The organism is Flavobacterium sp., from assembly GCF_043720215.1.
Taxonomy (GTDB): Bacteria; Bacteroidota; Bacteroidia; order Flavobacteriales; family Flavobacteriaceae; genus Flavobacterium.
The window spans coordinates 1-12907 of sequence record NZ_JAYSSZ010000103.1 but is presented as its reverse complement, the minus strand read 5'-3'; the positions used below and the strand labels follow the sequence as shown (position 1 = coordinate 12907).

Here is a 12907-nt window from a genome sequence, read left to right as displayed (position 1 = left end):
TACGCATTCAAGCTTAAATGCATAATCATATTTGACTTTTCTTTCCATAAAAATACCCCCAAATAGTGTCTAACTTTTTGGGGGCAGTCTATGCTCAGGCTTTTTTGTATTATAAACTTTATGATTAGGTGTAAATTATTTGTCTTCGAATCAGGATAATAACTCGAAGCAATCCTTTAATAAAAGCAAACTACCAAAAAAAAATTATTTCTTATTTTTCCCATTATTATACTTCACTTTTTCTACAACCTGAACTTTAGGCTCTGGTTTTTTCTTATTTGAAGTAGGCTTTTTCTTGAAATCTGTGGTAGATTTAAAATCAGTTTTTGGTTTAAAATCAGATTTAGGAACAAAACCTTCTTTTTTAGGGATTTCTGCTTTGTGTTTTGCTAAAACCTCGTTTGGGTTTTTAGGGTTTTCCTTTGTTCCACGCAAGTGAATAACCAATCCGTTTAAGAAATTACGCAAAATTTGATCACCACATTCTACATAATTTTCGTGTTTTTCGTCACGGAAAAAAGCGCCAATTTCAGATTTTGAAATTCTGAAATCTACTAATTCTAAAATTTCTACTATTTGATCATCACGCAACATTAATGCGACACGCAATTTTTTGAAAATATCGTTATTTGTCATTTTTATTAAATCTTTCTGCAAAGATACATAAAATGAATGGGAGCTTTTTTGATTCCAAATTTAATTTTACTTTTGCAAAAAAAAATAATAATGATAAATTCCTACCGAGAAAAAATTAGCTTATTGTCAGAGATGATTGCTTTTGCCATAATTGATGGCGAACTTCATGACCGTGAATACGATTTCCTATTGTTAATTTCTCAAGAAATAGGGATCGAAAAAGAATCTTTTATGGAATTGTTTCGAAATCGTAAGGAACATTTAATTATTAAAGATGAGTTTAATAGAATCATTCATTTCTATCGTTTGGCTTTACTCATGCATTGTGATGGTGTTTTGCACAAAAGAGAAAAAAATGCCATTCACGAAATAGGGATTAAAATGGGACTAAACCCTTTTGCTATGAAGCGAATTCTAAAACTAATGGAAGATTCTTCAAACCAAATGATTCCTGCTGAAAAAATTATTTGTGCTTTTCAAGAACAGCATAATTAGATTAACTTTTAAATTCTAAAAATCCCACCAACAGCTATTACTTTTTCTAAGAACCAAAAATGCTGTGTGGCTTTATCGGCACTATCAAAAGTAGTTTTTATATCAGTCATATTTATATAACCACCTTTTAGCTCTGTTTGAATAAAGAAGTACTTAAAAAAAGTAAAATTTAAACCCGCTTTTGCCGAAAGACCGTAACCAGAAATATGAAAATCATCATGACGTTCTTTGTTTAATAATTTTGCATTTGTTTTTGGATATAAAAGTCCTACTCCAACACCTTCAGTAAAATTCACCTGAAACTTATCGGTATTTGGTAAACCAATAATTTTCGAGATATCGTCAACACGAGAAAATTCAGTGTTTACATAATTCAAACCATCAGTATGTTCATAAGTCAAAAAATCTTCGGTTAGTAAAATTTGGTTGTTTGCTAAAGTTTCTCCATAACTTCCTTGATTAGGGTAATATCCTATATAATTTACCGCTTTGTCTTGAAACATCACATATTTCATGTGGTCTACACCAATCGAAATATTGTATTTATCGTTAATAAAATAACCCAACCTAAAATTAGTTTGTGGAATAGTCATTCTTGCAGGGTTTACATAATCTACATGCCAACCTTTTGGTTTGTCTTGTGCTGTAACATCATACAAAGTAAAATCATATCCGTTTCCAGCAAAATGAATATCCGATTTAGAAAAGGAATCACGATTTCCTCCCCAATAAATATAAAATTTACCTTTGTTATGTGCTGTATATTTTTCTGGCATAACATCTTCGGTAGTTTGTGAAAAACCAGAAAATGATACTACTAAAAAAAGAATATAGAATATTTGTTTCATTAGAATCTTAAAATTTATTTATAGTTTGTCTAATAGCAACTAATTTTGTCATTAAACCTTCAAAATAATCTAGGTGAAGCATGTTTGCGCCATCACTTTTTGCATTTGCAGGATCAAAATGAGTTTCTATAAAAATTCCATCAACACCCACAGCGATTCCAGCTTTGGCAATCGTTTCAATCATGTCAGGGCGACCACCAGTTACACCAGCTACTTGGTTGGGTTGTTGTAATGAATGTGTTACGTCAAGAACAGTAGTTGCCATGGTTTGCATCGTTGGAATACCACGAAAATCGACAATCATATCTTGGTAACCAAACATCGTTCCTCTATCGGTAAGCATTACGTTCGGGTTGTTACAATCTAAAACTTTCTGTACAGCATGTTTCATGCTTTCAGGACTCATAAATTGTCCTTTCTTTAGGTTGACCACTTTTCCAGTATTGGCAGCAGCCACAACTAAATCCGTTTGACGAACTAGGAATGCTGGTATTTGCAACACATCAACATAAGCAGCAGCCATAACAGCATCTTCATTAGTGTGAATGTCTGTAACAGTTGGAACGCCAAACTCTTTAGATACTTTTTCTAAAATTTTTAACGCTTTTTCGTCACCAATTCCAGAAAAACTATCTATTCTTGAACGATTTGCTTTTTTGAATGAACCTTTAAAAACATAAGGAATTTGAAGTTTATCAGTAATTCCTACTAGTTTTTCGGCAATTCTCATAGCCATTTCTTCTCCTTCAATAGCGCAAGGACCAGCAAGAATAAAGAAATTGCCACTATCTAAATGCTTGATTTTAGGTATATTTTGTAAATTCATTGTGTTGAAAATTTTTGCAAAGATAAGATTAATTATTGTGAATTTGAATTTGATTTTTATCGAATGGAAGTAATAAAGGAACTAATACTTTTAATTCCATTTCCTGTCAAATTTTTGATAAAAGCACTACCAATAATTGCTCCTTTTGCAAATTGAGTTGCTTGATTAAATGTTTCTTTATTGCTAATTCCGAAACCTATAATTTGTGGATTTTTAAGATTCATTTCTGAAATTCTTTTGAAATAGTTGGTTTGAATTGTTCCAAATCCATCAGAATTTCCTGTTACCGAAGCTGAAGAAACCATATATATAAAACCGTTTGAAACAGAATCGATATATCTAATTCGTTCTTCGGAAGTTTGAGGAGTAATTAAAAATACATTTATTAAACCGTATTTTTCGAAAGTTTGTTTGTAGTTTTCTGCATAAATATCGACAGGCAAATCTGGAATTATAAGTCCGTCGATTCCTATTTCTTGACATTTTTTGCAAAATGCTTCTATTCCATATTGTAAAATCGGGTTGAAATACCCCATAATTACTAACGGAATTTGTACGGTTTGGCGAATGTTTTCTAATTGTTCGAAAAGTAATTTTGTAGTCATTCCATTTTCTAAAGCTTTAGTCGAACTTTCTTGAATAGTTGGTCCGTCGGCTAAAGGATCACTAAATGGCAAACCAATTTCTATCATATCAACTCCAGATTTTTCTAAATCTTGAATAATTTTCACGGTATCATTTAAGTTAGGATATCCCGCCGAAAAATAAATGGAAAGTATCTTCTTGTCTTCTTGTAATTTTTGATTTATTCTGTTCATTTTTATAATTTAAAATAATCAATATAAGTATTCAAATCTTTGTCACCACGACCAGAAAGATTGATGACAACAATATCGGTCGGTTTGAATTTTTTCTTGTCTAAAACTGCAAAAGCATGTGCAGTTTCTATAGCTGGGATAATACCTTCGGTTTGAGACATTTTGATACCCCAATCCATAGCTTCTTCATCTGTAATTGAGATAAATTCAGCTCTTTTTGTCTCAAACAAATGTGCATGCATTGGCCCAACTCCTGGATAATCTAATCCTGCGGAAATAGAATAGGGTTCGGTAATTTGTCCGTCAGGACTTTGCATTAACAGCGTTTTACTTCCGTGAATAATTCCAATTTTGCCTAATGCGGAAGTGGCTGCACTTTCACCAGAATCGATGCCTTTTCCAGCAGCTTCGACAGCAATGATATTTACTTCTTTTTCGTCAAGAAAATGATAGAAAGTACCTGCTGCATTGCTTCCGCCACCTACGCAAGCAATAACATAATCAGGGTTTTCTTGATCTTCTTTTTCTAATAATTGCGTCTTTATTTCTTCTGAAATGACACTTTGAAAACGCGCCACCATATCTGGATAAGGATGCGGACCAACTACGGATCCAATAATGTAATAAGTATCTATTGGGTTATTTATCCAATCTCGAATGGCTTCGTTTGTGGCGTCTTTTAGGGTTTTTGAACCTGATGTTGCGGGACGTACTTCGGCACCTAACATTTTCATTCTCGCTACGTTAGGAGCTTGTCGTTTGATATCGATTTCGCCCATATAAACAATACATTGTAAACCCATCAAAGCACAAACCGTAGCAGTTGCAACTCCGTGTTGTCCTGCACCTGTTTCGGCAATAATACGGGTTTTACCCAATCGTTTTGCTAATAGAATTTGCCCAATCGTATTGTTGACTTTGTGCGCGCCTGTATGACACAAATCTTCTCTTTTTAGGTAAATTTTTGTGTTGTATTCGGCTGATAATCTTTCAGCAAAATAGAGTGGAGTAGGGCGACCTACATAATCTTTTAACAGCTCGTGAAATTCTTTTTGAAATTCAGGTTCAGCTGTTATCTTCAGATAATTTTGTCTTAATTCTTCTACATTTGGATAGAGCATTTCGGGAATATATGCCCCTCCAAAATTACCGTAAAATCCTTTTTCGTTAACGTGAAAACTCATTGTGTTTAAAGTTTAAATGTTTAATGTTTGCAAGTTATTCTTGAAACTTTTTAATAATTTAATATTTTTTAATCCTGCTTCAATTTCAAATTTACTGTTTACATCGATGGCATAAATAGGTAAATTTAATTTTTTAATATCTTCAATATCATTTAATCCGATTCCTCCACTAAGGAAAAATGGTTTTGTCAATTTGTAATGCTGTAATATTTGCCAATTGAAAGTTATTCCGTTTCCGCCAGGTAATTTTCCTTTGGTATCAAATAGAAAATAATCGCAAGCATTTTCAAATGGTTCCAATACTGAAAAATCAAAATCATCATTTACAGAAAATACTTTGATTATTTCGATGTTTTCCATCTTTAGATTTCTACAAAATTCAGGACTTTCATCACCATGTAATTGAATAACATCTAAATCGTATTTTTTTATTTTTGAAATTATTTCTTCTACAGTTGCATCAACAAAAACGCCTATTTTTTTTATTGATTTATTGATTTTTGGAATTTCTCCATCAAAATAACGACTGGATTTCTCCCAGAAAATAAAGCCTAAATACTCTGGAAGTAATTGGCTTACTTCTAGAATATTTTCGGGATATTTCATGCCGCAGATTTTAAGTTTCATCTCTTTAATTTATAATTGTTTTATAAAATTTGAAGCAGCTTTTCCTGGATTGTCTGTTTTCATAAAATTTTCGCCTACAAGAAATCCTTTATAACCGTACGATTTCAATTCGTTGATGGCTTCGATAGACGAAATCCCACTTTCAGAAACTTTTACAAACTCATCAGGAATTTCTGAAGCTAGTTCTTTGCTAAAATCTAAACTGACTTCGAATGTTTTGAGATTGCGATTGTTTACGCCAATCATATCTAAAGTTGGCAATATCGATTTTTGTAATTCTTCGAGATTATGAACTTCTAGTAAAACTTCTAGACCTAATGATTGAGCAAATTCAGATAAATTTTTAATTTCCTCACGAGTTAAAACCGCAGCGATGAGCAAAATTAAATCGGCTCCATGAGCTTTAGCTTCCAGTATTTGATATTCATCAATAACAAATTCTTTTCGCAAAAGCGGAATACTTACAGAAGCTCTAGCTAATACTAAATCATCTAAAGAACCACCAAAATATTTTCCGTCTGTTAGTACAGAAATTCCACAAACACCAGCATTTTGATACCCTTTTACAACTTCTTCTACCGAAAAACTATAATTTATTTCGGCTTTAGAAGGTGATCTTCTTTTATGCTCGGCAATGATTCCAGAATTACTATTTCGTAAAATTTTACTCAATGAAATGGTTCTACTTCCAAAAAGCACTGAATTTTCTAATTGTGAAACTGGAATGATTGCCTTTTTGAGTGCAACTTCATTTCTTTTGTCGAAGATGATTTTATCTAAAATATTCATTTTTTATAAACTTAATTGTTGTAATTTTTTAAGTGCTTCCAATCCTTTGCCAGATAATAAACTCTCTTTGGCTAATACGAATCCTTGTAATGGAGTTAGATTATTTACTGTGGAAATTGCCATTCCAGCATTGGCACAAACTACATTGTTCTGTGCTTCAGTTCCTTTTCCTGAAATAATAGTAAGAAAGATTTTTGCCGATTCTTCTATGGTTGTTCCACCTTGAATATCCGTTTGGGATAAAAGATTCACTCCAAAATCTTCTGGTTTTAGCATTCCTTCCATTTTATTGGTAATGGTTTTAGTAATTCCAGTTAAAGAAATTTCATCATAACCATCTAAACTGTGTAAAATGGTATAGTTGGTTTCTGTATTTTGATACAAATAACTGTACATTCTAGCCAATTCGAGATTGAAAACACCAATTAATTGATTTTTAGGAAAACTTGGATTAACCATTGGTCCCAACATATTAAAAAAGGTTTTTACAGCTAGCTCTTTTCTTATTGGCGCTACGTTTTTCATGGCTGGATGAAATAGTGGTGCATGTAAAACACAAATTCCAGCTTGGTCAATGCATTTTTCTAAAAAATTAAGATCATTACTAAATTTTACACCTAAATTTTCCATGACGTTGCTTGAACCAGAAATAGATGAAACGCCATAATTTCCATGTTTTGCTACTTTTATTCCAGCTCCAGCAGTTACAAAAGAAGCTAATGTCGAAATATTGAAAGTGTCTTTCCCATCACCACCTGTTCCACACAAATCGATGGTATTATAAGCAGATAAATCGATTGGAATACACAATTCTAATAACGCTTCTCGGAATCCTGCGAGTTCATCGATAGTGATGTTTCGCATCATATAAACTGTAAGAAAACTAGCTATTTGACTCGGATTGTAACTTCCGTTAGAAATATTCACCAATATATTTTTAGCTTCTTGCTTCGAAAGCGTTTCGTGGTTGATGAGTCTGTTGAGTATATTTTTCATTTTTAATGGCACGCTGATGACGTGGATTTTAGCTGATTTACAAAGATTTTTTTGAACTTGAATTATTTAATTTTTAACCCAATTTTCTAAGATTTTTTTTCCATTTGGTGTTAATACACTTTCTGGGTGAAATTGTACGCCACGAACATCATAAGTTTTATGACGCAAAGACATAATTTGCCCGTTTTCATCAGTTGAAGTGATTTCTAATACATCTGGAAAATCAACAGTATTTACAACCCAAGAATGATAACGACCCACTTCGATTTGTTTTTCTAGACCATCAAATAGGGTTTCGTTATCAACTAGAATATTCACATTTGTAGCCACGCCGTGATATACTTTTTCAAGGTTAATAAGGCTTCCGCCAAAAACTTCTCCAATGGCTTGCTGTCCTAAGCATACACCTAAAATGCTCTTTGTAGCTGAATAAATTCTGATGACTTCTTTGAGTAAACCAGCTTCATCTGGAATTCCTGGGCCTGGAGAAAGTAGTATTTTATCGAAGTTTTTTATTTCATCAATATCAAATTCATCATTGCGATAAACGGTTACTTCGCAGTTTAAATCTTCGAGATAATGTACTAAATTGTATGTAAAACTATCGTAATTGTCTATGACTAGTATTTTTTTCATTGTCTTAAATTTAAATTTTTTCTGCTATTTCTAATGCTTTATCTAAAGCTGCTAACTTATTATATACTTCTTGTAATTCGCTTTCTTCGTCTGAATTTGCTACAATTCCAGCTCCAGCTTGGTAATGTAATTGGTGATTTTTACTTAAAAAAGTTCGAATCATAATGGCATGGTTAAAGTTATCCTCAAAATCCATGAAACCTATTGCACCACCATAAAAATTTCTGTTCGTATTTTCATATTTTTCTATCAGTTGCATGGCTTTGTGTTTGGGTGCGCCAGATAAAGTTCCTGCAGGAAAAGTATCAGCTACGACTTTCATTGTAGAAGAATTTTCGTGTATTTGTCCTGTAACTTTAGATACCAAATGAATAACATGGGAAAAAAATTGCACTTCACGATATTTTTCTACTTTCACCTGATGACTTTGTCTGCTTAAATCATTTCGAGCCAAATCTACTAACATCACATGTTCGGCATTTTCTTTTACATCTTCGGATAAACTTTTAGCTAGAATGGCATCTTGTTCGTCGTTTCCAGTTCGTTTGAAAGTTCCTGCGATGGGATGAATTTCGGCTTTTCGGTCTTTTATGACCAATTGTGCTTCGGGCGATGAACCCATAATTTTGAAATCTCCATAATCAAAAAAGAATAAATATGGGGAAGGATTTATACTTCGTAAAGCTCTATAAACATTAAATTCATCTCCTTTAAACCCTTGTGTAAATCGTCTTGATAATACCAATTGAAAAACATCGCCACGGTAACAATGTTTTTTGGCTAAAGCCACATTATTTTTAAAATCTTCATCGGTTAAATTTGATTTTTTATCATCGGTTTTAAAAAAAGAGTAAGCTGGTAAATTACGTGTTTGCAATAATTGCTCGATTTCATTAATATTATTTTCATCTGTTAAGGAATGACAGAAAATATAGGCTTCGTTTTTGAAATGATTAATCGCAATGATGTTTTGATACACTGCATAATAAATATCAGGAATTTGTAAATCATTTTCTTTTTTCGAAATTTCTATTTTTTCGAAATAACGTACCGCATCATAAGAAATATAACCAAACAATCCATTATTTATGAATTTGAAATCATTGTTTTCCGATTTGAATTGAGATTTGAATCTTTCAATTTCGTTTGGAATGTTGGTTTGATTATTTATTTCAATTTTATCAGAAGTTCCATCAGGAAAGGATTTTAAAATAGTTTCATTTTCTATTTTTATTGATGCTATAGGATTACAACAGATATAAGAAAAACTATTGTCATTTGCATGATAATCACTACTTTCCAACAATAAGCTGTTAGGGAATTTGTCACGAATTTTCAGATAAATGCTTACTGGCGTGATAGTATCAGCAAGGATTTGTTTGAATTGAGTTTTAAGATTATAAGTTTTCATAATGATATTTTAGTTTTTTACATAAAAAAAAGGCTTGTCGTGATTGACAAGCCTTTTTATATATTTTGAGTTTTAAAAAATACAATATAGAGGATTAGTTCACGACGTTTGACGTAAATTATTCCACCACCAATTTGTATTTAAAAATGTGTTCATGTTCTTAATTGAATGTCAAAAGTAGTAATTAAATTTTTACTTGCAAATATTATTTCATTTTTTTATCAAAATAAAAAAAGCCTCTAAGATTTCTCAATGAGGCTTCATATATTTTATATTTATTGTAAATAATTTATTTATTGTATGCAAAACTAGAAGTTGTTTTCATTCTAAAATCAACATTTTTCTTGAAGCTTGACTCCTTAAATAATTGTGTTTGAGGAAGATTTGATATTGTTTGGTTGTTGAAGACTAATTCTTTGTCTAAACTCTCAAATTTCGCAACTAATTTGCAAGAAATAAATTCAACGTTATCAAAGATTATTTTTTTAGCAACTTCATCATTAACACCTATTTTGTTGTCTAATATTATTCCTTCAGCAAAGCCATAAACTAAACTGTTTTGAAGTTTTAAACTAGCACTTTCTTTTATATAGATTGCTTCTTTTACTAGTCCGTTTGAGTTTTCTTCATAATTGATTAAAGATAAATTATTTGCTAAAACAGCAGTTGGTTTTTTACTAAAATCAGTATTTTCCTTTTTATCATATGAACTTATTTCTAAACATCTTGAAATTTCAACACCTGAATTAAAAGGATTTCTTAATGCTAAACTGTTTGATATTGTTGCTTGTGTACCTTGAGTAAAATCAAAATCATCATCGGTAGCTCTATAAGACACAAGATTATTAAGGAAAACATTTCCTCCCAAACATTCGAATGAATCATCATCTGAGAAACTTACCTGGATATTATTTAAAATAGTTTTTTTTCCCACACCTGCAATAGATAAGGCATTAAATTGTTTTTCAGAATTAACTCTTTTACCAGCAAATTCTATTCTAACAAAATTTAAGATTCCTGAATCACTGTCTACATTACTACCTCCATATATTCCGCTTTCACTTGAATTTAGGAAATCTAAGTTAGAAAAACCACCAACTGCATTTGTAGGCGCATCTCCATAAATAACAATTCCTCCCCAATCTCCAGCACGTCTATTTCCTGCTTCGTTATTTGAAGTAAAAACAATTGGATCAGTTTCGATACCATTTGCAATTAATTTAGAATTTTTTGTAATAACTAATGTTCCAACAGTTTCTATATCACCTCTTATAACTGTTCCTGGTTCTATAGTAAGTATTGCGTTGTTTTTTACACAAACTACACCAGATAATAAGTAAATGTTTTTCTTATAAAGTGTTTTATTTTCTGTGATATTTCCGAAAAGGATTTCGTTTGCTTCTTTATAATCTGTAGTTTTTGGAGTAAAATTTGTCCATAAATTTGTCCAATTACTATTACCATTTATCCCTACATTTTGCTGTGCCAATAAGTTTTGGCTGAAAATAGAGATTACAATTATTAAAAGAATCTTTTTCATAGCTAAAGTATTTACTTTGTGAGATATAAAAATATTCTATTTATAGATGAAATGCAAATATAATCGTTAAAATGCATAAATTATGTAGCTATTGTAAATATAAAACTACAAAAAAAAAGTCTCGGTGAGAAATCACCGAGACTTGCTTTTAATTATTCGGAATTAGAATTTCAAACTAACGTTTAATTCAAATTCGTCATCAATTGCTTTGTCAGCTAATGCTCCAAAGTTTTTAGAACCATATTTAATATCATATTTAGTTCTATCAACCATTAGTTTTGTATTTGCAACACCATTATTTGCAACCAAGTCGAAGGTTATAGGAGCAGTTTTTCCTTTAATAGTTAAATCTGCAGTAACTGTATATTTGTTTTTTGACTTTAGTCCAATAGTTTTAAAAACTAATGTAGCTGTTGGATTAGCTTCTACACCAAAAAAATCATCAGCTTTTAAGTGACCGTCTAATTTTCCTTTGTATTCACCAGTTAAATCTGTAGTGTTTATAGTTGTCATGTCGACAGTAAAGTTTCCGCCAATTATTTTTTTACCTTTTAATACTAAAGCTCCGTCTTTTAGTGCAATATCACCACTGTGTTGACCACCTACTTTTTTGGCTAACCAAAGTACTTTGCTTTTAGAAACATCTACTTTTTTTGTTGTTTGTGCAGAAGCTGTCAATGTGCTTACTGCTACGATTACTGCTAATGCAATTGATTTTAAATTTTTCATTTGTTTTAAATTTAGTTGTTAATAATTAAATAGTTATAAATAAATCTTTGTTAGATTTTCTTACTTTTTTATAATGTTGTGTAGCATCTTCGTCATGGCGATATCCTACTGCCGCAACAACTGCTGCATTAAGATTTAGTTTGTCTAAGCCTAAGATTTCGTTATATTGTTTTGGGTCGAAACCTTCCATTGGAGTAACATCTATTTTTAGTTCGGCAGCTGCATTAAGCAAGTTTCCCAAAGCTAAGTAAGTTTGTTTTGCTGTCCAAATATTTTTTGCTTCTTCAGATAACGGAGTTATTGCACCTTTCATAAAATCGCCATACCCAGATAATGCATCGATAGGTAAGTTTCTAGTTTGAGCAATATTTTGTATGTAAGAATCTATTTCTGTTTCTCCAACATTGGTTTGATTTGCAAAAATGAATAGATGTGATGCATCAACAATTTGGGATTGTCCCCAAGAGGCTGGTTGTAATTTTGCTCTTATTTCTGGATTTTCAACAATTATAATTTTATAAAGTTGTAAACCGTATGAAGAAGAACTCAATTGAATTGCTTCTTTAAGTATTTCTAGATCTTTTGTTGATACTTTTTTAGAAGTATCAAATTTTTTGGTGGCATAACGCCAATTCTGATTTTCAATAAATGTACTCATAATTAATTTCTATATTTTTCTAATAAATTGTTTAATTGTTCTAATTCTTCGATTGTTAGTTTGTTTGCAAAATATTTCTCGTGTTCTATAACAACAGGATCAAGTTCTGCGAGTACACCTAACCCTTTTTGAGTAATTAGAACCTCTATTTTTCTTCTGTTTGCGGGACATTCGCTACGAGTAACCATTTGTTTCAAAAGTAATTTGTCAATTAATCTTGTTGTATTACTGTTTTTTGCAATCATTCTTTCCTGAATATCACACATGTTTACAGGTTTTCCTTTTTGACCTCTTAATATTCTCAAAACATTATACTGCTCTCCGGATAAATCGTAAGGTTTTATTATTTCCTGAAAATTGTCGTGCAAAACATTTTTTGTAAATGAAATATTAAGTAATACTTTTTTAGCAATATCCATTGGAATTGTACTTTTTATTTCTTCTTCTATTTTCATAGTTTCTATTACTAAATTTGTATATACAAATGTAATGCTATTTTTTATTTGTATATACAAATGTGTATTAAATTTTTGTTAAATTATTTTTAACAGATTTTACTTTAGATTTTATTATTTTTGACAAAAATTAAAAAAATGAATTTATCACAAGAAGAATGGTGGGCAAAAGCTCAAGAAGATAAAGATCTAGTTATTCTAGATGTTCGAACCCAAGATGAGTGTAGTGAAGGAATTATTCCCAATGCAATAAATATAG

Annotated in this window: 16 protein-coding genes; 2 read left to right on the top strand and 14 right to left on the bottom strand. The window is 31.2% G+C overall.

All coding sequences use genetic code 11. The annotated features are described in order from the left end of the window. Nucleotides 1-204 precede the first annotated feature (204 nt). Complete coding sequence (locus tag ACHZC3_RS05060; RefSeq protein ID WP_394758791.1) at nucleotides 205-636, bottom strand: DUF1456 family protein; 432 nt, start codon at nucleotides 634-636, stop codon at nucleotides 205-207. A 93-nt stretch (nucleotides 637-729) separates the two neighbouring features. Between ACHZC3_RS05060 and ACHZC3_RS05055 the strand changes: the two genes are divergently transcribed. Beyond that, nucleotides 730-1131: an excinuclease ABC subunit B gene (locus ACHZC3_RS05055; RefSeq protein WP_394758793.1), complete on the top strand. Its 402-nt coding sequence runs from the start codon at nucleotides 730-732 to the stop codon at nucleotides 1129-1131. 8 nt (nucleotides 1132-1139) lie between these two features. Here the strand turns inward: ACHZC3_RS05055 and ACHZC3_RS05050 are convergent, their stop codons facing one another. The 13 genes from ACHZC3_RS05050 to ACHZC3_RS04990 all read right to left on the bottom strand — a co-directional run bounded on the left by ACHZC3_RS05050 (nucleotide 1140) and on the right by ACHZC3_RS04990 (nucleotide 12648). Continuing rightward, complete coding sequence (locus tag ACHZC3_RS05050; protein WP_394758790.1) at nucleotides 1140-1979, bottom strand: hypothetical protein; 840 nt, start codon at nucleotides 1977-1979, stop codon at nucleotides 1140-1142. Nucleotides 1980-1986: 7 nt separating this feature from the next. Beyond that, nucleotides 1987-2805, bottom strand: coding sequence for a 3-deoxy-8-phosphooctulonate synthase (kdsA, locus tag ACHZC3_RS05045; RefSeq protein ID WP_394758789.1), 819 nt, complete (start codon nucleotides 2803-2805; stop codon nucleotides 1987-1989). 56 nt (nucleotides 2806-2861) lie between these two features. Next, nucleotides 2862-3623 (bottom strand): tryptophan synthase subunit alpha, encoded by a 762-nt coding sequence (gene trpA, locus ACHZC3_RS05040; protein WP_394758788.1) that lies wholly within the window; start codon nucleotides 3621-3623, stop codon nucleotides 2862-2864. A 2-nt stretch (nucleotides 3624-3625) separates the two neighbouring features. Beyond that, nucleotides 3626-4807: a tryptophan synthase subunit beta gene (gene trpB, locus ACHZC3_RS05035; RefSeq protein ID WP_394758787.1), complete on the bottom strand. Its 1182-nt coding sequence runs from the start codon at nucleotides 4805-4807 to the stop codon at nucleotides 3626-3628. Between the two features lie 12 nt (nucleotides 4808-4819). Next, entirely contained in the window at nucleotides 4820-5434 is a 615-nt protein-coding gene (locus ACHZC3_RS05030) for a phosphoribosylanthranilate isomerase (protein WP_394758786.1), read from the bottom strand. Between the two features lie 9 nt (nucleotides 5435-5443). Continuing rightward, nucleotides 5444-6223, bottom strand: a complete 780-nt coding sequence (trpC, locus tag ACHZC3_RS05025; protein ID WP_394758785.1) for an indole-3-glycerol phosphate synthase TrpC — start codon at nucleotides 6221-6223, stop codon at nucleotides 5444-5446. Nucleotides 6224-6226: 3 nt separating this feature from the next. Continuing rightward, nucleotides 6227-7219 carry an anthranilate phosphoribosyltransferase gene (gene trpD, locus ACHZC3_RS05020; RefSeq protein WP_394758784.1) on the bottom strand — a complete coding sequence of 331 codons (993 nt, stop codon included), beginning with the start codon at nucleotides 7217-7219 and terminating at the stop codon, nucleotides 6227-6229. A 66-nt stretch (nucleotides 7220-7285) separates the two neighbouring features. Continuing rightward, complete coding sequence (locus ACHZC3_RS05015; protein ID WP_394758783.1) at nucleotides 7286-7855, bottom strand: anthranilate synthase component II; 570 nt, start codon at nucleotides 7853-7855, stop codon at nucleotides 7286-7288. Between the two features lie 10 nt (nucleotides 7856-7865). Beyond that, complete coding sequence (locus ACHZC3_RS05010; RefSeq protein ID WP_394758782.1) at nucleotides 7866-9266, bottom strand: anthranilate synthase component I family protein; 1401 nt, start codon at nucleotides 9264-9266, stop codon at nucleotides 7866-7868. A gap of 289 nt (nucleotides 9267-9555) precedes the next feature. Continuing rightward, nucleotides 9556-10806, bottom strand: a complete 1251-nt coding sequence (locus ACHZC3_RS05005; RefSeq protein ID WP_394758781.1) for a hypothetical protein — start codon at nucleotides 10804-10806, stop codon at nucleotides 9556-9558. A gap of 162 nt (nucleotides 10807-10968) precedes the next feature. Next, the gene (locus ACHZC3_RS05000; protein ID WP_394758780.1) at nucleotides 10969-11535 is read right to left on the bottom strand and encodes a YceI family protein; all 567 of its coding nucleotides are present in this window, start codon (nucleotides 11533-11535) and stop codon (nucleotides 10969-10971) included. A 25-nt stretch (nucleotides 11536-11560) separates the two neighbouring features. Continuing rightward, a complete protein-coding gene (locus tag ACHZC3_RS04995) occupies nucleotides 11561-12193 on the bottom strand; it encodes an NAD(P)H-dependent oxidoreductase (protein WP_394758779.1) in 633 nt (210 codons plus the stop codon). A 2-nt stretch (nucleotides 12194-12195) separates the two neighbouring features. Continuing rightward, nucleotides 12196-12648, bottom strand: coding sequence for a MarR family winged helix-turn-helix transcriptional regulator (locus tag ACHZC3_RS04990; RefSeq protein ID WP_394758778.1), 453 nt, complete (start codon nucleotides 12646-12648; stop codon nucleotides 12196-12198). 138 nt (nucleotides 12649-12786) lie between these two features. On the opposite strand from ACHZC3_RS04990, the gene ACHZC3_RS04985 reads away from it, so the two are divergent. Continuing rightward, a partial coding sequence (locus ACHZC3_RS04985; protein ID WP_394758792.1) for a rhodanese-like domain-containing protein occupies nucleotides 12787-12907 on the top strand: 121 nt, incomplete at its 3' end.

Excerpts from the sequence above, each read along its gene's own strand:
- trpB (WP_394758787.1), bottom strand. The coding sequence starts at position 4,807 with ATGAGTTTTCACGTTAACGAAAAAGGATTTTACGGTAATTTTGGAGGG.
- ACHZC3_RS05000 (WP_394758780.1), bottom strand. The coding sequence starts at position 11,535 with ATGAAAAATTTAAAATCAATTGCATTAGCAGTAATCGTAGCAGTAAGC.
- ACHZC3_RS05015 (WP_394758783.1), bottom strand. The coding sequence starts at position 7,855 with ATGAAAAAAATACTAGTCATAGACAATTACGATAGTTTTACATACAAT.
- ACHZC3_RS05005 (WP_394758781.1), bottom strand. The coding sequence starts at position 10,806 with ATGAAAAAGATTCTTTTAATAATTGTAATCTCTATTTTCAGCCAAAAC.
- ACHZC3_RS05030 (WP_394758786.1), bottom strand. The coding sequence starts at position 5,434 with ATGAAACTTAAAATCTGCGGCATGAAATATCCCGAAAATATTCTAGAA.
- ACHZC3_RS05010 (WP_394758782.1), bottom strand. The coding sequence starts at position 9,266 with ATGAAAACTTATAATCTTAAAACTCAATTCAAACAAATCCTTGCTGAT.
- ACHZC3_RS05060 (WP_394758791.1), bottom strand. The coding sequence starts at position 636 with ATGACAAATAACGATATTTTCAAAAAATTGCGTGTCGCATTAATGTTG.
- kdsA (WP_394758789.1), bottom strand. The coding sequence starts at position 2,805 with ATGAATTTACAAAATATACCTAAAATCAAGCATTTAGATAGTGGCAAT.
- trpD (WP_394758784.1), bottom strand. The coding sequence starts at position 7,219 with ATGAAAAATATACTCAACAGACTCATCAACCACGAAACGCTTTCGAAG.
- trpC (WP_394758785.1), bottom strand. The coding sequence starts at position 6,223 with ATGAATATTTTAGATAAAATCATCTTCGACAAAAGAAATGAAGTTGCA.
- ACHZC3_RS04995 (WP_394758779.1), bottom strand. The coding sequence starts at position 12,193 with ATGAGTACATTTATTGAAAATCAGAATTGGCGTTATGCCACCAAAAAA.
- trpA (WP_394758788.1), bottom strand. The coding sequence starts at position 3,623 with ATGAACAGAATAAATCAAAAATTACAAGAAGACAAGAAGATACTTTCC.
- ACHZC3_RS05050 (WP_394758790.1), bottom strand. The coding sequence starts at position 1,979 with ATGAAACAAATATTCTATATTCTTTTTTTAGTAGTATCATTTTCTGGT.
- ACHZC3_RS04990 (WP_394758778.1), bottom strand. The coding sequence starts at position 12,648 with ATGAAAATAGAAGAAGAAATAAAAAGTACAATTCCAATGGATATTGCT.